Origin of the sequence: Roseixanthobacter glucoisosaccharinicivorans, assembly GCF_043195095.2 — a bacterium.
Classification (GTDB): Bacteria; Pseudomonadota; Alphaproteobacteria; order Rhizobiales; family Xanthobacteraceae; genus NCEH01.
Genome location: NZ_CM195538.1, coordinates 3,648,575 through 3,671,609, shown reverse-complemented (window position 1 = coordinate 3,671,609; position 23,035 = coordinate 3,648,575). Strand labels below are relative to the sequence as shown.

The window sequence follows — 23,035 nt, the reverse complement described above, 5'->3', positions numbered from 1 at the left end:
TGCGTGCTCCGTCGCCTGCCTCAGGTGCCAAGGGCACCTTTGGTGGAGGGAATTTCACCGGCCGCCGCGGGGTCGATGGCCACTGCCGCGCGCAGGGCGCGGGCCAGCCCCTTGAAGCAGCTTTCCGCTATATGGTGATTGTTGTCGCCATAAAGAGTCTCCACATGCAGCGTCACGCCGGCATTGGAGGCGAACGCCTGGAAGAATTCGCGCACCAGCTCGGTGTCGAATTCCCCGATCTTCGGCGCCGAGAAGCTGGTGCGGAACACCAGGAACGGCCGGCCGGAAATGTCGAGCGCCACGCGGGTCAGCGTCTCGTCCATGGGCAGGTGCAGGTCGGCATAGCGGGTGATGCCGCGCATGTCGCCGAGCGCGCGCTTCACCGCCTGGCCGAGCACGATGCCCACGTCCTCGGTGGTGTGGTGGAAGTCCACGTGCAGGTCGCCGTCGGCCTTGATGTCGAGGTCGAAGCGGGCGTGACGCGCAAGCAGGTCCAGCATGTGGTCCAGGAACCCGATGCCGGTTGCAATGGCGGCCTTGCCCGTTCCGTCCAGATCGACGGAAAGGCGCACCTTCGTTTCCTTCGTTTCGCGAACGATCTCGGCCTGACGCATGGAACTCCTCCAAGGCCGCGCCTTCTAGCAGGTAAGGTGCTGCAAGGCCATATGGCGAAGGTGTGACAGCCCCGGCGCGGACGGGCTGCGCCGTCCGAAACAAATCGCGCCGCGCGGGCCCGCCCGTCTTCATCCTGTGCCGCAAGGCCGGCTATAAAGCGGGCTGCATCATTCCCCTACCGCCGCGCGCGGACCCATCAAGACATGGCGGAGAGGCCCATGGTCGCCGACCACGACCCGCAGCTTTATTTCCATGTGCGCATCGTCATGGGTATGATTCTCGGCCTCAGCGTCACACGCCTCCTCGGTGGCTTGGCGAAATTCGTCCAGCATCCCTCGGTGAACGAGATCGCGCCGCTGCATCTGGGCTGGGCGGTGATGGTGCTGCTCAACGCCCTCATGTTCTGGTGGTGGGAATTCCGCCTCATCAACGTCGCGCGCTGGACGTTCGAGCTGTATCTGTTCCTGCTGACCTATTGCAGCGTGTTCTATTTCATGTGCGTGCTGCTGTTTCCCGACACGCTCGGGGACTACCCCAGCTATCGGGACTATTTCGCCGCCAAGCGCAAATGGTTCTTCGGCTTTTTCGCGCTCTCGCAGGTGCTCGACCAGATCGACAGCTGGATCAAGGGATCGGATTATTTCCTCACTTTGGGCTGGCCCTACAGCGTCTCCACGGGGCTTCTGATTCTGCTGAGTATCGTTGCCATGTTTTACCGCAACGGGCGATTTCAGGCGGCGTTCCTGGCGCTCGGGCTCATCAACGAGGTGGGCTGGATCTTCTGGCTGCTGCATACGGTGAATTAGCCGCGCCCATCTTTCGCGCCTTCTGCCCGCCGCTTGACGCTGCGGGCGGCGCGGTTTCCATTCCCTGTGTTCCCGTTCTCCGGCCGACAGGCACGCCATGACCCGCTTCGCCACCCGTGAGGGGCTCAAGCTCGCCTATGATATCGCGGGCGAGGGGCCGCCGCTGTTGATCATCGGGGGACTTTCCGCGGACCGGGTGTTCTGGGGCCTGGCACGCCCGCTGCTCGGCGGATTGCGCACGCTTGCGTTCGACAATCGCGACATCGGCGCGAGCGGGCGGGCGCAGGGGCCCTATGACGCCGCCGACATGGCGCGCGACGCGCTGGCGGTGATGGATGCGGCGGGGGTCGAACGGGCCCATGTGCTCGGCCATTCGCTCGGCGGGGTGATCGCCCAGGAACTGGCGCTGCTTGCCCCCGAGCGGGTGGATCGGCTGGTGCTCGCCAACAGCTTCGCCCGCAACACGCCTTATACGCGCGAGGTGATGTGGCTGCTGAAGCGCCTGCGCCGCGAGATCGCCGATCCCGTCACCTATGTCAGCGCGCTCGCCACCTTCACCCTCGGCCGCGCCACCATTGATGCGGTGCCGCTGGAGGCGATCGCCCGCCAGGCGCTGGCCGCCGGCCCGCTTCAGGAGGCGGACGCCTTCGCCCGTCAGGCGGATGCGGCGGCCCTTGCCCATACATTGGAGCGGCTCGGCGCGATCCGGGCGCCGACGCTTGTGCTCTGCGGTGCCGATGATCGCATCTTCGCCCCGGCCCTGGCGCAGGAACTGGCAGGGGCGATCCCCGGCAGCATGCTGGAGGAAATGCCCGCGGTGGGGCATTGCCCCATGGTCGAGGCGCCCGGCGCGTTCGCGGCCGCGGTGCTGCGCTTCCTGCTCTGAGGGTCTTTCCTCGTCCCTCTTGTTACCCGCCTGCCGCGAGACACCCGCGCGGCCGGCGCCTCGTCCCGCCCAAGGGCTTGCACCCGGTCACAAGGACGCCGCATGCAGATCTCTTTGTTCCGCAGCCATGGTGCGCTGTTTCTCGCCGTGTTCCTGGATATCTTCTCGTTCGGCCTGATGTATCCGCTGATCGTCGGCCTGTTCGACGGCGCGGGCGCCGGCGGGCACGGATTTGGGGGATTTGGCGGGCAGGTCACGGCCGCCAATCGCGACCTGATGATGTCGCTCGCCTTCGCCCTGTTTCCCATCGGTGCCTTCTTCGGCTGCGCGCTGCTGGGCGATCTCTCCGACGCGCTCGGGCGCCGGCGCACATTGGTCGTGTGCATGGCGGGGCTGGCGGCCGGCTATGGGCTGATGTGGCTGTCGCTGGAACTCGCCCATGTGTGGCTGTTCTTCGCCGGCCGCATCGTGGCGGGGCTCATGTCCGGCACGGCGCCCATCGCCCAGGCCAGCATGGTCGATGCGGTGGCGCCCGCTGCGCGCGGCGATGCCATGGCGCAGGTCACCGTGGTGAATACGGTGGGCTTGATGGCGGGGCCGGCCATCGGCGGCGTGCTTGGCCATTATGATTTTCGCCTGCCGCTCGGCGTGGCGCTGGTTTTGTGCGCTTTTAATGCTGTGCTGCTCGCCCGCTCGCGCTTCGGCGAGGAGACGCGCCGGCGCGCCTTTCATTTCGACTGGCGCCAGCCGTTCCTTTTGTTCGCGCGCCTGAAGGCGCGTCCGCAGGTGGTGCCGGCGCTCGCCTCCTTCTTCCTGTTCCAGCTGGGATTCCTGATCTATTACACCTTCATCCTGGTGGTGATGCAGCGCGACCACGGCTTCAGCACCGCGCAGATCGGCTTGTTCTCGGTGGCCATGGGCATCGGCTTCATGCTCGGCTCGGCGCTGGGCTACGCGCCGGTGGCGAAATGGCTGAAGCACGAGCGGCGCATCGCGATTTTCGGCGAGGCGACCTGCGGCGGCCTGCTGGTGCTCACCGCCTTGCCGGTGGGCGCGGCGGGGCAAGTGGGGCTCGCCGTGCTGATCTGCATCGCCAATGTGTTTTCCTATGTCTCGCTGCTCTCCGCCATGTCGGGTGCGGTGGACGAGACCGAGCGCGGCTGGGTGATGGGGCTGTCCAGCGCCAGCGTCGCGCTCTGCGTGTTCATCGCCGGCCTGCTCACGAGCCTGCTCGCCACGCTGCCGGCGGGGGTGTTTCTTGCCGCGGGCGGGGTCCTGGTCCTGCTCGGCATCGCTCCGGCGCTGCGCATCCCGACGCTGGGAGCGCCGGTTCAAGCGTAAGAGTTGCGCTCGCGCTGGAACATCATAAGTAAGGCTGCGTCACCGGAGCCCCTCATGCATTCCCCAGATACCATTTACGGCACCACCATCGTCTCCGTCCGCAAGGGCAACAAGGTCGCCATCGCCGGAGACGGGCAGGTGACGCTCGGCCAGACGGTGCTGAAATCCAATGCCCGCAAGGTGCGCCGCCTGGGCAAGGGCGATGTCATCGGCGGCTTCGCCGGGGCCACCGCCGACGCCTTCACCCTGTTCGAGCGCCTGGAAGCCAAGCTTGAGCAATATCCCGGCCAGCTCCAGCGCGCCGCCGTCGAGCTGGCGAAGGACTGGCGCACCGATCGCTACCTGCGCCGGCTGGAGGCGATGATGATCGTCGCGGATGCGCAGATTTCCCTGGTCCTCACCGGCACCGGCGATGTGCTGGAGCCGGAAGCCGGGGTTGCGGGCATCGGCTCGGGCGGCTCGTTCGCGCTCGCCGCAGCCCGCGCGCTGCTGGACCGGGAGGAGGATCCCGAAGTGATCGTGCGTCGCGCCATCGAGATCGCGGCCGACATCTGCGTCTATACCAATCACAACATCGTCGTTGAGACCGTCGGCGCCTGACGTCCGCGCCGAACACCAAGAGACCTCCGAGATCATGAGCGATTTTTCCCCCCGCGAGATCGTGTCCGAGCTGGACCGCCACATCGTCGGCCAGACCAAGGCCAAGCGCGCGGTCGCCATCGCGCTGCGCAATCGCTGGCGGCGCCAGCAATTGGAAGGGCACATGCGCGAGGAGGTTCTGCCGAAGAACATCCTCATGATCGGCCCCACCGGCGTCGGCAAGACCGAGATTTCCCGCCGCCTCGCGCGGCTGGCCGGCGCGCCGTTCCTGAAGGTTGAGGCGACCAAGTTCACCGAGGTCGGCTATGTGGGCCGCGACGTGGAGCAGATCATCCGCGACCTGGTGGAGGTCGGCATCGGCCTGGTGCGCGATGTGAAGCGCAAGGACGTGCAGGCCCGCGCGCATCTCGCCGCCGAGGAACGGGTGCTCGACGCGCTGGTGGGGCAGGGCTCCTCCGCCGCCACCCGCGAGAGCTTCCGCAAGAAGCTGCGCGGCGGCGAGCTTGATGAAAAGGAAGTGGAGATCGAGGTCCAGGCCGGCGCCCCGGGCCTTTCCATGTTCGAGATTCCCGGCATGCCCGGCGCGCAGATGGGCTCAGTCTCGCTCGGCGACATGCTGGGCAAGGCGCTCGGCGGCGGGCGCACGAAGACCCGCCGCGTGCTGGTGCGGGACGCCCATCCCCTGCTGGTCACCGAGGAGGCCGACAAGCTGATCGACCAGGACGCGATCACGGTGGAGGCCATCTATGCGGTGGAGAACAACGGAATCGTGTTCCTGGACGAGATCGACAAGATCGCCGGCAAGGAAGGCCGCTCCGGCGCCGACGTCTCGCGCGAAGGCGTGCAGCGCGATCTGCTGCCGCTGATCGAGGGCACCACGGTTTCCACCAAGCACGGGCCGGTGAAGACCGACCACATCCTGTTCATCGCCTCCGGCGCGTTCCATGTCTCCAAGCCCTCCGACCTCCTGCCGGAACTCCAGGGCCGCCTGCCGATCCGGGTGGAGCTGGAGGCGCTGACGCGCTCGGATTTCGTGCGCATCCTCACCGAGACCGAGGCGAGCCTCGTCAAGCAATCGGTGGCGCTCATGGGCACGGAAGGCGTGACGCTGGACATCACGCTCGATGCGGTGGAGGCGATCGCCGACGTGGCGGTGGAGGTGAATTCCACGGTCGAGAATATCGGCGCCCGCCGGCTCCAGACGGTGATCGAGCGTGTGCTGGACGATCTGTCCTTCACCGCGCCCGACCGCTCCGGCGAGACCATCGTGATCGACGCCGCCTATGTGCGCGCGCGGGTGGAGGACCTGGCGAAGAATGCCGATCTGAGCCGCTATATTCTCTGAGCGCCCGGCTTTAGGGCTTGGGACGGATCGACATTCAGCGGCGTGGCGGATCCTCGAGGCGCCTGACGGCCGGTGCGCGCCATTGTCTTTCATGGACCGGTCGTCATGGCCGGGCTCGTCCCGGCCATCCCCGCCGAGCCGCCGGTGCGAGCCTTGAAAAGTCGATGCCAGCGGTGCCGCGTGGATGCACGGGACAGGCCCGTGCATGACGATGCTCTTCCCAGAGCTGGGCGCCTCCACGGCGCCCGTCCCCTTCACCCGCGCGAGGCGTCGGCGAGTTGCGGCAGGCCGGCGGCTTCCAGCGCGCCCATGACGCGATCGTAGGAGTCGGCGATCGGCAGCAGATGGTGCACCAGGCGCGACACGCCGGCCGGGCCACCGGGCGTCTCGCGCGCCAGCAGCGCCACGACGCCGCGCTCCTCCTCCTGCCGCCCCAGCACATGCAGCGTAAGCGCCAGGGCGATGCGGCCCTGGGCGGAGGGATGGGCTTGCAAGGTGGGCAGCAGGCCGGTTGCGGCGATTTCATCCTCGCGCATGAAGGCGGCGATGGCGAGATAGACATCCTGGATCGGCGTGCGGGCGGCGCCGTGCCCGCGCGCGAAGGTCAGCACCGCCTCGCCCTGCTCGGGCTTGCCGAGGCCGATCATGATGGTGCCGACGGTGGCGGCCACGTCATAGTCGAGCGGATTGAGCGCGAGCGCCCGGTCGGCCGCGGCCAGGGCGGCGTCCTTCTCGCCGCGGAAGAATTCCACGCTCGCCAGCACCTTGGCGGAATAGGCGCTGTTGGGCGAAAGATCGGTGGCCAGCTCGGCCTCGCGCTGCATCTCGTCGAGCATGGCGGGGTCGAGCGGCCGGTCGGAGGAGCGCTGTGCCTCGTCCAGCAGCAGCATGGCCCGCACCGCGTGCAGGGTGCCGAAGCCGTTGTCGCGCGTCACCCATTGGTCGAGGCAGCTGCGCGCCTGGGCGGCGGTGGTGCTGTCCTCGCTGCGGATGACGGCGAAGCTCTGCGCGATGCAGCCAAAGCCCGAGCCCGGTGCGTCTGCGCGCGCCTGGGCGCGGGCCCGGGTGGGCAGCACGCCGTAGGATTGCATCACCGCAGAGGCGATGTCGCGGACCACACGATATTCCGAGGCCGGCAGTTCCGCGCCGCGCCGCAGGTCCTCGAAGGCGGTGGACCAGATGATGGTGCCGCCGCACCGGTCGGTCAGGCGCACCAGCAGAGAGAAGGTGCCGCCCTGGTGCGCTTCGGCAAGGCCGGTGAGCGAGAAGACCGAGCGGGGCGGATTGCCGCGGCATTGCCGGGCCGAGCCGTCTTCCCCGGCCGACATGACATCGACGAAATCGAAACGGGCCATGGCGTCGCGCAGGCGCACCTCGAAGGCGTGCACCTCGCTCGCGCCGAAGCCGGTGGGGCCGGCCGCGCCGGCGATCTCGAACGGGCGAACCTCCAATTGCGGCATGCCCATGCGGTCGGCGATCTCGCTCGCCGAATTGACGCTCTCAAGCCCCAGCAAGCTCGCGATGGGGCCGGAGCGGTTGGAATCGGTCAGTTCCACCGTGCCCCAGACGAGCGCGGCGGCGGCCACCAAGGCAAGGGCGGCCCACGCGACGCGCGCACGCGCACGGGTGTGCGACGGAGCGGAAAAGACACCGGGGGCGAGAGGGATTGCCCCCTCGCCGTCGCCGGTCGCCGCCTGGCCGGGGGCCTCGCCCGCGCCGCGCGGCACGAAGCGCGGCACGTAGACGCCCTTGGGGATGACGATTTCCAAAGTCTCGTCGGGGCCGGCCGAGGTATAATAGCGCTCCAGCGCGCGGCGCAGGCGCGTGGCCTCCACCCGCACGATGGGGTCGGTCTGGGGGTCGAAGGTGGTGGGACGGCCCAGCGCCTCGACCGCGATCGTATAGCCCTTGATGGCGTCGGCCCGACCGCCAAGCGTCGCTTCCACCACGAACCGCAGGAAATCCGCGAGGCGGGGCGAGGAGACGAACTCGTCGGAAGCCAGAACGCGCGCCAGCGCGGCGCGGGCCTTGTCGGCCTGCACATCCTGCGCGCTCGGCAGGGCCGCGAGTTCGGCCGGGTCCTGCACCTCTTCGCCGGGCAGGACGGTTTCGTCCGTCACGGGGTCGGCATCCGACCTCGGATCGCTCGTCGAGCCGGTCACGGACGCGCGCCGGCACGGGCGGACGCCTGAAGCGCCGTTCCGGTCCCCGTTTCAGCCATGCCGTGGCCCCGGCGCGCGTGTTTCGCGCGCGCGTCCGCGCGCCGCGCCAAACCGCCGTGGCCCCCTGCCGCCGGGCTCGAATGAAAATGACCCATCGTCATGGCCCTCTTTTGTGCCAGTCGGGCGCATGGCGCAAGAGGCAGGGTTGCGACCTCTACGGTTCCCTCCCCGCGTGGCCGCTGATAGCTTCCCCGCACAGGCGGCAAATGTGAGGCCGCCACGCGCCGGTTGGGCGATGAGGAGAGGGATGATGGCACTGGACGAGATCGCGGTTCGAGCAACGGGCGACGCGGCGCCGAATGATCTGGACGCATTCTGGATGCCTTTTACCGCGAACCGCTCTTTCAAGAAGCGCCCGCGTCTGATCGCCCGCGCCAAGGACATGCACTATTACACCCCGGAAGGCCGCGCGATCCTCGACGGTGTCGCAGGCCTGTGGTGCACCAATCCCGGCCATAACCGGGCGCCGGTGGTTGAGGCAATCCGCAATTCCGCGACCGAGCTGGATTTCGCACCCACATTTCAATATGGCCACCCCAATGCTTTCAAGGTGGCAAGCCGCATCGCGGCGCTTGCGCCCGGCGATCTGGATCATGTGTTCTTCTGCAATTCCGGCTCGGAAGCTGTGGATACGGCGCTGAAGATCGCGCTGGCTTACCAGAATGTGATCGGCCAGGGCGCCCGCACCCGCCTCATCGGCCGCGAGCGCGGCTATCACGGCGTGGGCTTCGGCGGCATCAGCGTTGGCGGCATCGTGCCGAACCGCAAGATGTTCGGATCCCTGCTCGCCGGCGTGGACCATCTGCCGACCACCTATGACCGCGCGCACCAGGCCTTCACCAAGGGCGAGCCGGAATATGGCGCCCATTTCGCCGACGAGCTGGAGCGCCTGGTCGGCCTGCACGACGCTTCCACCATTGCGGCGGTGATCGTGGAGCCCATGGCCGGCTCCACCGGCGTGATCCCGGCGCCCAAGGGCTATCTCAAGCGCCTGCGCGAGATCTGCGACAAGTATGGCATCCTGCTGATCTTTGACGAGGTCATCACCGGCTTCGGCCGCCTCGGCTATGCCTTTGCCGCCGAGCGCTATGGCGTCGTTCCCGATCTGATCACGTTCGCGAAGGGCGTGACCGCCGGCGCCGTGCCCATGGGTGGCGTGCTGGCGCGCGCGGGCATCCACGATGCCTTCATGCGCGGGCCCGAGCATGTGATCGAGCTGTTCCACGGCTATACCTATTCCGCCCATCCGCTCGCCTGCGCCGCGGCGCTCGCGACCCTGGACCTCTATGCCGAGGAAGACACCTTCGCGCGTGCCCGCAAGCTGGAGCCCATGTGGGCGGATGCGGTGATGAGCCTGAAGGACAAGCCGGGCGTGCTGGATATCCGCACGGTGGGCATCACCGCCGGCATCGATCTTGCGCCGCGCGACGGCCAGCCCGGTTTGCGGGGCTATTCCACCCTCGACGGGGCGTTCCATGATCTGGGCATCATGGTGCGGGCCAGCGGCGATACCATCGCGCTGACCCCGCCGCTGATCATCTCGGAGGATCAGATCGGCGAACTGATCGAGAAGGTGGGCAAGGCGATCGAGCTCTACGCGTAACGAGCGCACCGCGTAAAATGCGAGGAGCCGCGCGGTTCGCGCGCGGCTCGTCATCGCGGTCTGTGATTGTAAAATCTGGAGCACGACAGAGCGGCGGCACCCGGATGGTGCCGCCGCTCTGTCGTTGGCTCAAATTCGCCCTGTGAGCGCCAGCACAACAACGATGATGAGCAGAACGCCCACGATTCCGCCGGGGCCATAACCCCAGCTGCGGCTATATCCCCAAGTCGGCAGGGCGCCGACCAAAAGCAAAACCAAGATGACAAGCAGAATTGTGGACATGGCGTTGTGGTCTCCCGGCCTCTGAACTGCTACGACAACGCCTGATTTGAAGAATGGTTCCCGGTTTCGCGCGACGAAGGACTATAAAGCCGCGGCATCCTGGGCGATGGGCGAAGTCGCGCGCAGCAGCCAGGCGCAGGTCTCCGCCTCCAGCAGCGGGCCCACCTGGACAGCCACCTCCGCGTGATAGGAATCGATCCATTCGATCTCAGGTTTCGTGAGCAATTCCAGCGCCAGGAGCCGCTTTTCAAAGGGCGCGAGCGTGAGCGTCTCAAAGCCCAGGCTCGGCCGGTCTCCTCCCTCGGGATGGCGCGGCTCCACCAGGATGAGATTCTCCAGCCGGATGCCGTAGGCGTTCGATTTATAATAGCCCGGCTCGTTCGAGAGGATCATGCCGGCCTTCAGCGGCACATGGCCGAGCTTGGAGATGCGCGCCGGCCCTTCGTGCACCGACAGGCCCGCGCCGACCCCATGGCCGGTGCCATGGTCGAAATCGAGCCCGTTCGCCCACAGGAACTGCCGCGCCAGCGGGTCGAGCTGCGCCCCGCTGACGCCCACCGGAAACACCGCGCGGGCGAGCGCGATGTGACCCTTCAGCACCAAGGTGAAATGCCGCCGCATCTCCGCCGTCGGCTCTCCCGCCACCAGGGTGCGGGTAACGTCCGTGGTGCCGTCGGGATATTGCGCGCCGGAATCGAGGAGAAATAAGTCTCCCGCGTTTATCAGCCGGTTGGTTTCCCGGGTGACGCGATAATGCACGATCGCGCCATTGGGGCCGGCACCGGCAATGGTGGGGAAGGAAACATCGTTCAGCGGCCCGCTGCGCCGCCGGAAGGTCTCCAGCGCCTCCACCGCGCGGATCTCGCTCACCGTGCCGGTGGCGGCGACTTCTTCGAACCAGTGGAGAAAGCGCGCCAGGGCCACCCCGTCGCGCAGATGGGCGGCGCGCATGCCCGCGATCTCCGCCGCATTCTTCACCGCCTTCAGCAAAGCGATGGGATCGGCGCCCTTGGAAACGCGTCCACCCGCCTGTTCGATGGCCTGCGCGAGCGCGACCGGGGCGGTCGCCTGGTCCACGCGGATCGTGCGCCCGGCCGCGAAGGTCGCGAGTTGACCGGCCAGCGCGGCGTCCTCGGCAATGTCGGTCACGTCCTCCAGGCGCGCGCGCACCGCATTGGAAAGCTTTTCCCCCGCCACGAACAGGTGCGGTCGCCCTTCCGCCGGCACCAGCGACCAGGCGAGCACCAGCGGCGTATGGCTGACGTCGGCGCCGCGCAGATTGAACAGCCAGGCCGTGGCGTGGGGATCGGAGATCAGGGCGCCGTCGACCTTTTCCGCCACCAGCGCCGCCTGCACGCGGGCCAGCTTCTCCCGCGCGCTGGCGCCGGCCTGGGCCTCGTCCAGCAGGCGCGCGGGGGCGCGGGGCGGGGCCGGGCGGTCGGTCCACAGGCGGGCGATGGGATCGTCCGCGACCGCGACCAGGATGCCGCCGGCTTTCGCGACCGCCTGCGAGAGCTTGTCTTTCATGTCGAGGGTGGACCGCCAGGGGTCGAATCCGAGCGAGGCGCCCTTGGGCAGATGGGATTCGATCCAGCGTTCCGGGGTGATCTCGGCCAGCGGCACCACGGTGAAGGCGGTGCCGTCCACCTGCGCCGGGGCCTGGAGGGTGTAGCGGCCGTCGACGAACAGGGCGGCCTCATCCTTCAGCACCACGCACAGCCCTGCCGAGCCCGTGAAGCCGGTGAGCCAGGCGAGGCGCTCCTCGCCCGGCGTCACATATTCGTTCTGGTGCGCATCGGCGCGCGGAATCACATAGCCGTCGAGCCCGCGCGCGGCGAGTTCGGCGCGCAGGGCGGCGAGCCGCTCCGGTCCTCGTCGACCGTCGGCGGTATCCTCAAAGGTCTGATAGTGCGCCGAAAATTCAGCGGCATCGGCATCGGCGGCGGCGGATTGGTTCTGGGGCATGCGGTATTTTAGGAGCGAAGCGGCGCGCCTGCAATTCGCCCCGGGAGGCGGGTGGGCTTATTGGGTCTGGCCGGCCACGAAGCAGCGGTTGCGCCCGGCCTTCTTGGCGGAATAGAGCGCGACGTCCGCGCGGGCGAGCAATTTGCGCAGCGGCTCCGGCGGGCGATATTGGGCGATGCCGAAACTCGCGGTCACGACCCGCGTATCCGGCACGGATTCGAAATGCGTGCTCTCCAGCAGCGCGCGCACGCGCTCGGCGAACTGGCGTGCGCCTTCCACGTCCGCCCCGGTCAACATGATGGCGAATTCCTCGCCGCCGATGCGGCCGATCACGTCTTCCCCCCGCATGGTGTTGAGCAAGAGGGCGCCGAATTCCTTCAGCACCGCGTCGCCCGCGCCGTGGCCGTAGGTGTCGTTCAGCGATTTGAAATGATCAATGTCGCAGGAGATCAGGCTGACCGGCCGTCCCGCCGCGCGGGTCATGTGCGCGCCGGCGATGCGCTCGAAGCCGCGCCGGTTCAGCAGCCGGGTCAAGAGATCGGTGTCGCGGTCGCGTTCCATGTCGCCGAGCAGGTCGGCGACGCAGGCCGCGAGCAAGGTCAACGCCATGACCGCCCCGAAGATGGCGAGGCTCACCTGGAGCACGAGCCAGAAAACCGAGCGGCCGAATGTGCCGGGCACGTTCCCGAGATCGGGATCTATGGTGACGGTGGTGCGGATGAAGAAATGGAACGCGAACGCCACCAGAACCCAATAAAGGAAGCGATCAATGAACGGGCCCAGGGCCATACCCACCAGGCGGACGCAAATATAGATAAAAACAAACCCATAGCCGAAATTCAAAATATAGACGCGCGCGATCAGGCTGGGTTCGATGTAGAAGAAATACCAGATCGGAACCATGATCATCGTGAAGATGACGATCGTGGCCAGCGGACTCATATTCTGGCCGGCGCGTTGAAGAACGCCGGTGGCGATCATCACCACGCTGGTGGTGTAAAGCAGCGCGGAGAGAATGGTGTTCTGGCCGGTATCCGCGGGCCAGAAGGCGATCTGGACGATCGCGGCCAAGCTGTAGACAAAGCATGCGGCCGAAAACAGCAGGATATAATTGCGGGAGCCGCCGAAGGCCCACAACCCCAGAAAACAGAACGAAAACAGCGCCAATATTGCCGGCCCGATCAGTGCTAATGCAAAATAGGTATCGGGAGCGGGGGGCATCTGGGGGTAAGGCTCTGACTGTTCGCTGGCGGGGCCTTATTCTGTACCGGGTTCGCTTCGGCGGGGGAAGTGGCCCTCGTGTATCGGTTTGAAGCTGCAACCCGGGCGTAGCGGGGTCCGGCGGGGGCGCTGGCCCTCGCGCCGGACCCGGCGCATCAATAGGATACGAACGCTCCGGCGAAGAGGCCCTCGCCACGGCTGTCCCCGGCCAGCTTGAAGCGATACTGGGCCGTCAGGTCCACATAGGACATGGGGGCGGTGTATTTGTCTTCGCGGAACCACCAGCGCAGGTTGACGCCGGGGCCGGCGCCGAGCGTGCCCGGCGTGTTGAGGACCGAATCATAGGCCCCGCCGACCGCCAGGAACGGGGTGACGATGAGATTGTCGTTCACCGGCTTGACCCGATAGGAATGGCCCCAGCGGAATTCGAAGCTGCTGACGGATTCGGGAAGCTCCACGTAATAATTGGTGTCGGCGTAGAACTGCCAGTAGTTCCAATCGTTCACGTCCACCCGCAGGTCGCTGCCCTCGCCGTTTGAATAGGCGGCGCGCAGCAGCCAGTCGTTGCGGGAATAAGTGCCGATCGGGAACAGGCGGCTCGCCTCCAGCACCAGGTTCTGGTCCTTCAGCGGCTTCCACCGCACGCCCACGCTGCCCTGCATGGTATCGACGCCCGTCGGCCCGCCCTTTTCGTCATAGAGGGTGGTGAAGACGCGTCCGAACACCTCGAAGATCGAGCCGTCGCGATAGCCGATGCCGGGCGGGCGCCAATAGACCTCGCCACCGGACTGGATCGTGTGGCCGCCGGCGCCCGGCGGCGGAGCCAGCGGGGAGGCGGGCATGACGCCGACCGCCCCGTAGCTGACCGAGGCGTAGGCACCCCAGGTGCGCTCCAGCTCGCCCACTTCCCGGCGCAGGCCGAACACGGTCTGTGCCGGCAGGGGCAGGGCGCCGTCCGCATGGGCGTCGATGGCCCGCTTGAACAGGGCCGCCGATTCGGCATTGTGATATTCATGCTTGGCGGCGTAGGCGGCATCCACCAGCACCATGCCGCGCCGCAGCCCGGTGGTGGAATCCACCTGGTGGAAATATTTGTAGGCGGTCGCCGTGTCGCCGGCCTGGTTGGCGAGATAGGCGACGTCGAGCGGCTGCATGGCGCGCAGCTCGCCGCTGGCGAGCGCCTGCTGGAAGCGCGCCTTGGCCTCGTCCTTGCGGCCGAGCGCCACCAGCTCGCCGATCACGGCGCTGGCGATATTGGCCCGGTCGGTGGGCGTGCGCGCCAGGCGATAGGCGAATTCGAAGGTTTCCAGCGCCTCCTCGTGGCGGCCGAGGGCCTGCAAGGCGAAGCCGCGCCGGGCGACCACGTCGTAGCTGCGCTCGCGGCCGAGGGGGGCGAGGGCGTCGAGAGCCGCTTGCGGGTCCTTCGCGCCCATATAGGCGTCCACCAAAGCGAGCCGCACGCCGCGCACGTCCGCCGGCGGCAGGCGCCCGCTGCGCAAAGCGGCGGCGAAATCGGAGGCCGCGGCGCCGTAGCGGTTGAGCCGCTGGCGGATATAGCCGCGCTGCACCACCAGGGTGACCTCGCCGGGGAAGGCGGCGATGGCCTGCGTGGATGCGGTCTCCGCCTCGCCGGTGCGGCCGGCGGTGGAGAGCGCGTTGATCAGGAACTGGCGATAGGTGATGTTGCGCGGCGAGAGTTCCACCGCGCGGCGCGCCTCGCTGATGGCGAGGCTATAATTGCGGGCCTTGAGGGCACGGATCGAGGCATCGGCGGCTTCATAGCCGGGGTCGCTCGGCACGCCGGTGCCGGCATTGGTGCCGCCGGCGAACACCGAGCAGATGATGCCGTAATTGGTGGATTGGCACAGCGGCACCGGTGCCACCAGGGCGGGGCGCTGGCGGTTCGGATTGGCGAGCATGGCCTCGGCGGTCTTGCGGAAGCTTTCCACGTCCGCATTCTTCACATCGTCGAGGGTCTTGAGGATCTTGAGGGCATCGTCCGGCTTGCCGGCGGCGAGCGCGGCATTGGCGGCGATCAGGCTGTAGTTGAGGATTTCCTGGTCGGTGAGGACGTTGGAGGCCAGCACCTTGTCGAAATCCTGCACCGCGCCGGAGCGGTTGCCGGTGGCCTGGAGCAGATAGGCGCGCAGGATGCGGGGCAGGACGTCGTTCTCATCCTCCTGCACCGCGCTCGCTGCGGCGGCGGCGGCTTCCTTGGTCTGGCCAGCGGCCATCAGCGCCTGGATCAGAACGATGCGGAACACCATGGCGTGCGGCGCCTGCTGCACCGCCTTCTTGGCCGAGTCCACGGCGGCCTTGGGATTTTTCTCCGCCATCTGCTTCAGCGCCAGAATGGCGGACGGTTCGCCGAGGCGCGTCTGCGCCATGCTGCGCAGACCGAGCAGGGCCGGATCGTCCTCGCCCGCCGCGATCGCCTCGCCGATGGCGGCATCGAGGGCGGCGAACTGGTTGGAGCGTTCCAGCGTGTCGATCAGCAAGCGGCGCCAGGCGGCGTTCGAGGGGCTGACCGCCAGCGCCTCGCGGATGCGCTTTTCCGCCAGCACGTAATTGCCGTCCGCATAGGCCTTATAGGCTTCGTCGGCGGCCTTGAAGCCGGGATTGGCGACCCCGCCCGCGCCCGGCGGCGTGGTGGCGGGCACCAGCGTGCAGGCCGGTCCATAGGGCGTGTCGCGGCACTTCTGATAGGGCACCGGCAGCGTCTTGAAGGCATCCTTCGGCACGATGCTGGGGGTTGCGTCCTGGGCGCTCGCGGCATCGCGGCGCGCCTTGACGGACGGATCCTGGGTATCGCCGAGCGGATCGAGGATCTTCAGGGCGCGGCGCGGATTGCCGGCGGCGATGGCGGCGTCGGCGATCACCAAGCGCACATCGCGCGCGTCGGGACCGGTGAGCACCTCGTCGGTCAGCGCGCTGTCGAAATCCTGGTTCGCCTCGTTGATGCGGCCGAGGCGCTCGCGCAGATAGCCGCGCAGCACCTGGGGCAGGAAGGATTTGGGATCGACCGCGATGGCCGCGGTCGCCGCCTGCTCCGCCGCCTCGATCTGGTCGTCGGCGATCAGGGCATAGATCAGCAGCACGCGATAGCTGAGATCGTCGGGCACGAGCGCGATGGCCTTGCGGATCTCGGTGAGGGCGGCCTTGGGATTGCGGGCCTCGAGCGCCTTGTTGGCGGCGAGCGAGGGCGCTTGCGCGAGCACCTTGCTCTGGCTGCGCAGGCGCGCCGTGATCGTCGGGTCCTGGACCCCGGCGGCGATGGCGTCCTTCGCCGCCGCGACCGATTCGGCGACATTGCCCTGGGCGTCGAGCGCATCCATGAGCAGAAGCCAGAGCCGGGCGACATCGGGCCGAAGGTGCAGCGCCTCGCGCGCCTGGGCGGCGGCGGTGGCGTAATCCTTGGCCTGATAGGCCGCATAGGCCTTGTCGGCGGCGGTCCATGCCGGCCCTACCAGGGCCGGTTCCTGGGCGAGCGCGGGCGTATGGGCGACCAACGCTATGCCGCTCACCGTCATCGCCAGCATGGCGGCGGCGGTAACCCTGCGCATGCGCCCCATCGCCTGAAAGCGCATGGGGCGGCTGATCTCGGAGAGATGAATCGCGGTAGTCATGTGCCTACCGTCGATTATTAAGGTTAAATCGTAGTTAAGGCTGTTTTCAAAACTACGATCAGCGTTATTTTCCTTCTGTTAACTTTTGTTGAATTCCAAATACTTTACAGGGGATCAATATTTACGGAATTTAAAGGTCTCGTTTACAGTGCGTAAACCAATATTTACAAATGATGAAGGTGGCCGCCGCCTTATTTGGCGATGGCCGCTGTCATGCGGTCCCGCCACGTCTGCGGGGCGATGATCGAGGGGGCATCCCATTGTCCGGTCGCGTCCGGGCCGCTGTGGAACTGCCCTTCGTTGAACTGCCACACGACCACCTGCGGCGGCTGCTTGGCGAAGCCGGGGGAGCCGACATATTGCAGGAAGGTGAACCACGGCCCGATATTGCCCACGTTCCAGGTCAGCGACACCGGCCGGTCGAGCGCGTTCGAGAGCTTCTGCGGGAAGCCGAGATAGGGCTGCACGAAGCTGTTGCCCACCACATGCACCGGCGCGGGCCCGGCATCCAGAAGGCCCTTCTTGTCCTCGGGGGGAACGCGCACGGTGTACAGGTCCGGCCCCACGGCCTTCTGCTGGTCGGGTGAGAGGAAGCGCTGGGCGAGGTCGCCGAGATTGCGCTGGGTGACCCATTCGCCCAGCTTGTCCCCCGTGCCGGGCGCGCCGGAGAGCTTGACGCTGGCCTTGATCACCTGGGCGACCGCCCCGGCCGCCGCTTCCGCCGACCAGGCGGTCCAGTGATAATCCGCCCGGAAGAAGATGGTCTGCTTGCCGGTCTCCACCGATTTCAGCGCCGGCCGCAGGTCGATCGCCTCAAGCCCGCTCTGCTTCAGCTGCGCGAGGATGAAATCATAGCGGGCCTTCACATCGGCGGAAACGGAGGTGCCGTCGGGCAGCTTGTCGGCATAGAAGGTGGCCTTCAGCGGCACCACCAGCGGCACCAGCAGGATGTTGCGTGCCGCGAGACGGTCCTTGGTGTCCTTGATCAGCTGGACCACCTTCTGGATGCCGGCGGTGTCGGAAGTGGTGAGGCTTTCCCAGCCGGGAAACAGCCAACCGCCCTTGCCCATGATGATGATCGGCCCGTCGGCGGCGCGGGCCGGCAAGCCGGGCAGGGCGGCGCCTGCGAGCAAAGCGGCGGCGGCGAGGAGGGCGCGGCGGCGCGTCACAAGCATCATGGAAGGTCCCTTTCGAGATAACGCCGTTCGGCATCGGTGAGCGGCTGGGTCAAGGCGCGAACCGGCCATTCCCAGACAACAAGCTTGGTGCGCGAGAGCAGGTCGGCATGGCGCTCCAGCAGATCGAGGATCGCGCCGGCAAAACCGCCGCCCGCGAGACTGCGTTGGACCACTTCGCGCCCAAGCGCGGCCTGCAACTGGTCGATGAACCCCGCGTTCAGGGAATAGGATGAGCCCGCCAGGATTATGGCGGGCACCGGGACATCGTCGAGCAATCCGCCGGAACGGGTTACGGTCGCGGTGATATCGCGGACTTCGTCGGGCGCCGGGCCGAAAATCCTGGCGGTGCTCCGCAGGTTGGCGAGCCGCATGAGATCGCCCGGGCGTGGATGAAGCGGCCCTTCGGCCAAAGTCACCGGCGTCGTTCCCGCGCCCAGAATGGACTTGACGATCGCCGCCACTTGCCCGGCGGCGAAGCCGGCGCCCGTGGTGTTCCAATGGGTGTCGGTGCGCAGGAAGCCCGGTGTCGGCCAGTTCAGCGCGAGGTTGGCCTGTCGCAGCCCGTTGCCTTCCGAATAGCCGCGCCAGGAGGCGAACCGGTTGCGCGCTTGCTCCGCCACTGGCAGGCCGCAGGTCTCGGCCCGCTGCAGAGTGACTTTTTCCGGCACCGGGAGCAGCACCAGGGCGACCCCGCGCTTGGTAAAATCGGCGGCGATCTTGCGCGCGAGTTTCACGCGGTCGGCGAGGAAGGTGTCTCCGCCGCGCACTTCAAGGGTTTCCTCGGCGAGGAACAGCCATCCGGGACAGCCCGCGCGCACCAGCGGGCCGGCATCGCCGATCAAGGCATAGAGCGCACCCGCCACCGCGCCGTCCAGCGCCTCGCTGTGCGGCATGCCGGTCGCGAAGGTGCGGTCGAACGCGGCGGTGAACTGCCCGTTGAGCAGCGTGGAGGCGGTGAGCGGGGCATAGGCGGCGCGCGCCTTTTCGCTCCACAGATGGGGCAGGCCCGCCGCCATGCCGCAGAAACACACCAGCAGGAAGGCCGCGGCATAGAGGAGATGGAGTTTCGCGCGCATGGCCGGCTCCCCCTCAGAACTGGAAATACAGGAAGGGCACGACGATGCGCCCCTGCAACACCCACACCGCCAGCAGCCACAGCGGCAGCGCCGACCACAGGCGCACCGCGGCGCCGAAACGCGCGGCCGGTTCGCTGAAGCGGCCGATCAGGGGTACATAGACCATCACGATGCCGAGCAGCAGCGTCGCGATGATGGTGGGATGCAGGGTGGCCAGGAATTCCTGCGACGGCGCCATGCCGTTCGCCCCGGTCAGGCCGTTGAGCGCGACCGAGAATTCGTCCCAGGTCTGGGCGCGGAACAGCAGCCAGCCGAACATCACGAACGCCAGCGTCGTCACATGGCCGATCACCGCCGGCGCCTTGGGCAGGCCGGCCGCCGACGCCAGGCGCAGGGCCATGAGGCCGAGCCCGTGCCACAGGCCCCATACCAGGAAGGTCCAGCTGGCCCCGTGCCACAGCCCGCCGAGGCCCATGGTGATCATCAGGTTCACGCACAAGCGCCACAGCCCGCCGCGATTGCCGCCGAGCGGGATGTAGAGATAGTCCCGCAGCCAGGTGGACAGGGAGATGTGCCAGCGGCGCCAGAATTCGGCGAGCGTGACGGAGAGATAGGGATTGTCGAAATTCTCGTGGAATTTCAGCCCCACCATCAGGCCGAGCCCGATCGCCATGGAGCTGTAGCCGGCGAAATCGAAATAGAGCTGCAAGGTATAGCCGAGCACCGCCAGCGCCACGTCCGCCGCGGTCGGATGGGCGAGCGCATAGCCCGCGTCCACCATCGGCGCGAGCGTGTCGGCGAGCAGCACCTTCTGGGCGAAGCCGAGCATGAAGCGCTCCACCCCGATGGCGAATTCCGCCCGGTCGAAGGCGCGCGCGTGCAGGCGGTCCGCCACCCATTGATAGCGCACCACCGGACCCGCCACGAGGTGGCCGAACATGGATTGGTAGGTGGCGTAATTGATGAAGCTGGTCTCCGCCGGCACGGTGCCGCGATAGACGTCGACCGAATAGGAGATGGCGCCGAACACGAAGAACGACAGGCCGATGGGCAGCACGATGGCCTGCCAGCCGGTGAGCGGCGCGCCGAGCGCGATGGCGGTGCCGGCGAACAGATTGGCGTATTTGAACCAGATCAGCGCCGCCAGCGGCCCGGCGATGGCGACGAACAGGGGCCAGCCGCGCTCATGCTCCGCCCGCCGGGCGATCCACAGGCCGGTGACCCAGGACCAGAGCGCGATGCCGACGATGAGGGGGAGGAAATCCACCCGCCACCAGGCATAGAACAGCCAGGAAAAGCCGAGCAGCGTCAGGTTGCGCCAGCGCGCCGGCGTCAGGCCGTAGGCGACCAGGAACACCGGCAGGAAGAGGAAGATGAAGCTGTCGCTGGCGAAGACCATTGCGGACCGACCGTCCTTTCGCGATCAGTTGGCGGGGCCGCGATAGGGTTCGGTCTCGTCATTCTGGCCGGCCAGCACGGGCGCCTGCGCGGTTCCCACGAGAAACAGGCTGTAATGATCCCCGGCCTTCAGCGGCGGCAGCTTGAGCGGCGCGGAGACCGCATCCCCGCAGCGTCCGACAAGGCTGGCCTCGACCGGATTGATCGCGCGCTGGCGGCTCGCCATGGGGGGCACCGCATCGAACACGGTCGGCCCGTCCGCCACGGCGAGGGTGGCCGTGCAGCCGGGCGCGAGCGCGTAGAAGCGCAGCATGGCTTTCAGATCGTCGCGGCCCTCGGTGGAATCGGCGAGCGGCTCGAGACGGAAGCCAGCGCCCTCGGGCAGCAGCACCAGGGTGGAGAAGCCATCGGGGGCGGGGCTCGCGGTGCCGGAGACCGGCTTGCCATCCACGCTCACGGAGACCGGCTTGCCGCCGGGCACGACGCGATAGACGCTGGCGCGCGGACCGCCGGGCCCGAGGGTCGCCTTGGAGCCCTCTGCCAGCCCCACCACCACCGGCGCGTCGGTGGGATTGAGCACGCGCACGAACGCCGAGCCCGCCGGCGGCTTGGCCGCATAGAGGCGGGTCAGCGGCGTCGCCTGGGCGAACGCCTCGCCGGCGACCAGGCTGAACAGGGCGGCCGCAAGGGCGATGGTCGGAACACGGGTCATCGAACGACATCCCACCTGTTGGGGCCGGTCATACGGCGGCCAATTGCTCGAACCGCCGCCGCTGCTCCGCCTGCGCGGTCTCGACGGCTTCGCGGGTGACGACGCCACGTGCGACCAGATGGTCGCCGATACGGCCGTCGCGCTCGGGACGATAGTCTTCCATGGCCGCGTCGAAGGCGGCGCGCTGCAACAGGCCCTGCTCGATCAGGAGATCGCCCAGCAGCGGCACGCTGCCCTTTTCGCTGGTGTCGAAGGTATCGCCCTGTTGCGTCAGCATTCGCAGGGCGGCCGCGATTTCGCTTTCGCGGGCGATCATCTGCTCGGGCGCGCCGCCGAGGGCGGGCGTGAGCAAGGTGAGCACTTCCGGCTTCAGCGGACCACCCACCGCGATGCGCGGCACGCCGTCCTCGGCGCCGAGGAAGATGAAGCGATGGCGCACGCACAGCGCCAGGTCCACCTGCCGGCCGTACCGCTGCACGGTGGCGGCATCGAGATGGGCGCGGGGCAGGTCCGATTGCGCGGAAATGGCTTCCGCCAGGGTCTCGTCGTCCAGCCAGCCCTGGAAGATCAGGAGGCGGCCGAGCGGGATGTCGCGTTCGGACTGGAGCGTCAGGGCGTGTTCGAGGCGGGCTTCATCCAGCACCTGCCAGGACATCAGAAGGTCCCCCAGCCGGCGCCGGCGCAGCAGCAGTTCGTCGGCGGTGGGGAAGGCGTGCATGGTCTTGTCCCATGTCACGGGCTGCCCGAACAGCGAGGTCTGGATGAAGATGCGCCAGGCGCGCAGGGTCGCCATGAAGTTCACGGCATTGCACACCACGAGGCGCGGCACCGAGAGGATCGCCTGCTGCCAGCCGTACAGGCGCCAGACGAAATATCCCCGCTGGCAGATGCGCAGCAGCAGCGCGAACGTGTTGAACCACAGGATGTACAGGATCCAGCTGTTCTCGGTGAACAGCGGCGGATAGCGCAGGGTCCATACGCCAAGCTCGGCGGCGATGTAGAAGCCGACGAAATTCAGCACCAGGAAATAGGCCAGCGTGCTGACGATGGAGGTGATGATCGACTTGCGGTCGCGCACCAGCAGGTATTTCGTCGCGAGCGATCCCGGCCAGCCCTGCTGGCGCCAGCTCTGCAAGGCGATGCCGAGCGTCCAGCGGGCACGCTGGCGATAGGCGGCGCGGAACGTATCGGGGAAATATTCCCGCACGCACAAAGGCATGTCGAGCGTGGTGGTGTGCACGCCGGTGCCCAGCCAGGAATAGCGCTTCACCTGGTATTTTACCGGGAAGCGCACGAAGATGGAGCGCATGCCGAGGCGCGACAGGCGCATGCCGATGTCATAGTCCTCGGTCACGCTTTCGGTGTTGAACGGCCGGTTGTTGTTGGTGTCGCAGAGCGCGAGCAGGGCGCGGCGCGAGAAGCCGGTGCCCACCCCCGCCGAGGGCACCATGCCGGAGATGCTCTCGCGCACCGGCAGGTCTTTCGCGTGCCATTCGGCGAACTCGTCCATATAGGTGCCGGCGACCAGTTCGAACCATTCGCGTTCCAGCGAGATCACCGGCAGCTGGATCAGGTCCTTGCGCGGGATCAGATAGTTGAACAGCCGCATTTCCAGCGGGTGGGTCACGTCCTCGCTGTCGTGCAGGATCACCCCGGTGAATTCGATGCCCTTTTCCTGCTCGTAGAGGAAAATGGCCTGCACCACCCAGTTCAGGCAGTCGGCCTTGGAGGTCGGGCCGGGATGGGGCACTTCCACGCGCTGCAATTGCTTGATGCGCCGGCGCATGCGCTCGACTTCCACGATGGTGGCGGCATCGTTGGGATAGGTGCCGACGAAAATCGTGTAGTCGCGATAATCGAGCGTATCGACCAGCGTCTCCAGCATGCCGGCGATCACGTCCGCTTCGAGCCACGCCGGGATCATGATGGCGAACGGCTGCTCCGGCCGTTCCAGCAATTGTTCGACGGTGAGCGGGCGGTAGACGCGCTTGATGGTGAGCGCGCGATAGGTTTCTCGCACCCAGAAATAGATGTCGATGAACAGGTCATCCAGACTCGAGATCAGGATGATGATCGCGACCACGGCCGCGACCCATTCCAGGGCGGCGTAATAATCCGCCGCGCCATAGGTGAGGAGGTACGACATCACGCAACGCCGC

General features: G+C 67.3%; 17 protein-coding genes. 6 read left to right on the top strand and 11 right to left on the bottom strand.

Annotation, left to right across the window (positions count from 1 at the left end; all coding sequences use genetic code 11):
- Positions 1-20: 20 nt before the first annotated feature.
- Positions 21-614, bottom strand: coding sequence for an imidazoleglycerol-phosphate dehydratase HisB (hisB, locus tag V5F78_RS16965; RefSeq protein ID WP_394014249.1), 594 nt, complete (start codon positions 612-614; stop codon positions 21-23).
- A gap of 219 nt (positions 615-833) precedes the next feature.
- Between hisB and V5F78_RS16960 the strand changes: the two genes are divergently transcribed.
- From V5F78_RS16960 to hslU, 5 genes are all read left to right on the top strand, one after another.
- Positions 834-1,421 (top strand): hypothetical protein, encoded by a 588-nt coding sequence (locus tag V5F78_RS16960; RefSeq protein ID WP_394067344.1) that lies wholly within the window; start codon positions 834-836, stop codon positions 1,419-1,421.
- A 97-nt stretch (positions 1,422-1,518) separates the two neighbouring features.
- Complete coding sequence (locus V5F78_RS16955) at positions 1,519-2,307, top strand: alpha/beta fold hydrolase (protein ID WP_394067342.1); 789 nt, start codon at positions 1,519-1,521, stop codon at positions 2,305-2,307.
- 102 nt (positions 2,308-2,409) lie between these two features.
- Positions 2,410-3,648: an MFS transporter gene (locus V5F78_RS16950; protein WP_394067340.1), complete on the top strand. Its 1,239-nt coding sequence runs from the start codon at positions 2,410-2,412 to the stop codon at positions 3,646-3,648.
- 54 nt (positions 3,649-3,702) lie between these two features.
- Entirely contained in the window at positions 3,703-4,248 is a 546-nt protein-coding gene (gene hslV / locus V5F78_RS16945; protein WP_394042358.1) for an ATP-dependent protease subunit HslV, read from the top strand.
- A gap of 34 nt (positions 4,249-4,282) precedes the next feature.
- Positions 4,283-5,593 carry an ATP-dependent protease ATPase subunit HslU gene (hslU, locus tag V5F78_RS16940; protein WP_394067338.1) on the top strand — a complete coding sequence of 437 codons (1,311 nt, stop codon included), beginning with the start codon at positions 4,283-4,285 and terminating at the stop codon, positions 5,591-5,593.
- A gap of 254 nt (positions 5,594-5,847) precedes the next feature.
- On the opposite strand, the gene V5F78_RS16935 is transcribed toward hslU, so the two are convergent.
- Positions 5,848-7,713 (bottom strand): hypothetical protein, encoded by a 1,866-nt coding sequence (locus V5F78_RS16935; protein ID WP_394067336.1) that lies wholly within the window; start codon positions 7,711-7,713, stop codon positions 5,848-5,850.
- Positions 7,714-8,065: 352 nt separating this feature from the next.
- On the opposite strand from V5F78_RS16935, the gene aptA reads away from it, so the two are divergent.
- Positions 8,066-9,418 carry an omega-aminotransferase AptA gene (gene aptA, locus V5F78_RS16930; RefSeq protein ID WP_394067334.1) on the top strand — a complete coding sequence of 451 codons (1,353 nt, stop codon included), beginning with the start codon at positions 8,066-8,068 and terminating at the stop codon, positions 9,416-9,418.
- Between the two features lie 129 nt (positions 9,419-9,547).
- Here aptA and V5F78_RS16925 read toward each other — a convergent pair whose 3' ends face one another.
- The 9 genes from V5F78_RS16925 to V5F78_RS16885 form a co-directional block, all read right to left on the bottom strand.
- Entirely contained in the window at positions 9,548-9,700 is a 153-nt protein-coding gene (locus V5F78_RS16925; protein ID WP_348844211.1) for a DUF3309 family protein, read from the bottom strand.
- Positions 9,701-9,781: 81 nt separating this feature from the next.
- Positions 9,782-11,665, bottom strand: coding sequence for an aminopeptidase P family protein (locus V5F78_RS16920; RefSeq protein WP_394067333.1), 1,884 nt, complete (start codon positions 11,663-11,665; stop codon positions 9,782-9,784).
- A 57-nt stretch (positions 11,666-11,722) separates the two neighbouring features.
- A complete protein-coding gene (locus tag V5F78_RS16915) occupies positions 11,723-12,886 on the bottom strand; it encodes a GGDEF domain-containing protein (protein WP_394067331.1) in 1,164 nt (387 codons plus the stop codon).
- A 155-nt stretch (positions 12,887-13,041) separates the two neighbouring features.
- Complete coding sequence (locus V5F78_RS16910; RefSeq protein WP_394067330.1) at positions 13,042-16,512, bottom strand: NfrA family protein; 3,471 nt, start codon at positions 16,510-16,512, stop codon at positions 13,042-13,044.
- Between the two features lie 191 nt (positions 16,513-16,703).
- Positions 16,704-17,690: an alginate O-acetyltransferase AlgX-related protein gene (locus tag V5F78_RS16905; protein ID WP_394067328.1), complete on the bottom strand. Its 987-nt coding sequence runs from the start codon at positions 17,688-17,690 to the stop codon at positions 16,704-16,706.
- Positions 17,687-18,766 carry an alginate O-acetyltransferase AlgX-related protein gene (locus V5F78_RS16900; protein ID WP_394067327.1) on the bottom strand — a complete coding sequence of 360 codons (1,080 nt, stop codon included), beginning with the start codon at positions 18,764-18,766 and terminating at the stop codon, positions 17,687-17,689. The genes V5F78_RS16905 and V5F78_RS16900 overlap by 4 nt, the downstream gene beginning before the upstream one ends.
- Before the next feature lie 13 nt (positions 18,767-18,779).
- On the bottom strand, positions 18,780-20,165 hold the full coding sequence (locus V5F78_RS16895) for an MBOAT family O-acyltransferase (protein ID WP_394067325.1): 1,386 nt from the start codon (positions 20,163-20,165) through the stop codon (positions 18,780-18,782).
- 24 nt (positions 20,166-20,189) lie between these two features.
- Positions 20,190-20,876 (bottom strand): alginate O-acetyltransferase AlgF, encoded by a 687-nt coding sequence (locus V5F78_RS16890; RefSeq protein WP_394067323.1) that lies wholly within the window; start codon positions 20,874-20,876, stop codon positions 20,190-20,192.
- Between the two features lie 28 nt (positions 20,877-20,904).
- Positions 20,905-23,022: a glycosyl transferase family protein gene (locus V5F78_RS16885; protein WP_394067322.1), complete on the bottom strand. Its 2,118-nt coding sequence runs from the start codon at positions 23,020-23,022 to the stop codon at positions 20,905-20,907.
- Between the last annotated feature and the right edge of the window lie 13 nt (positions 23,023-23,035).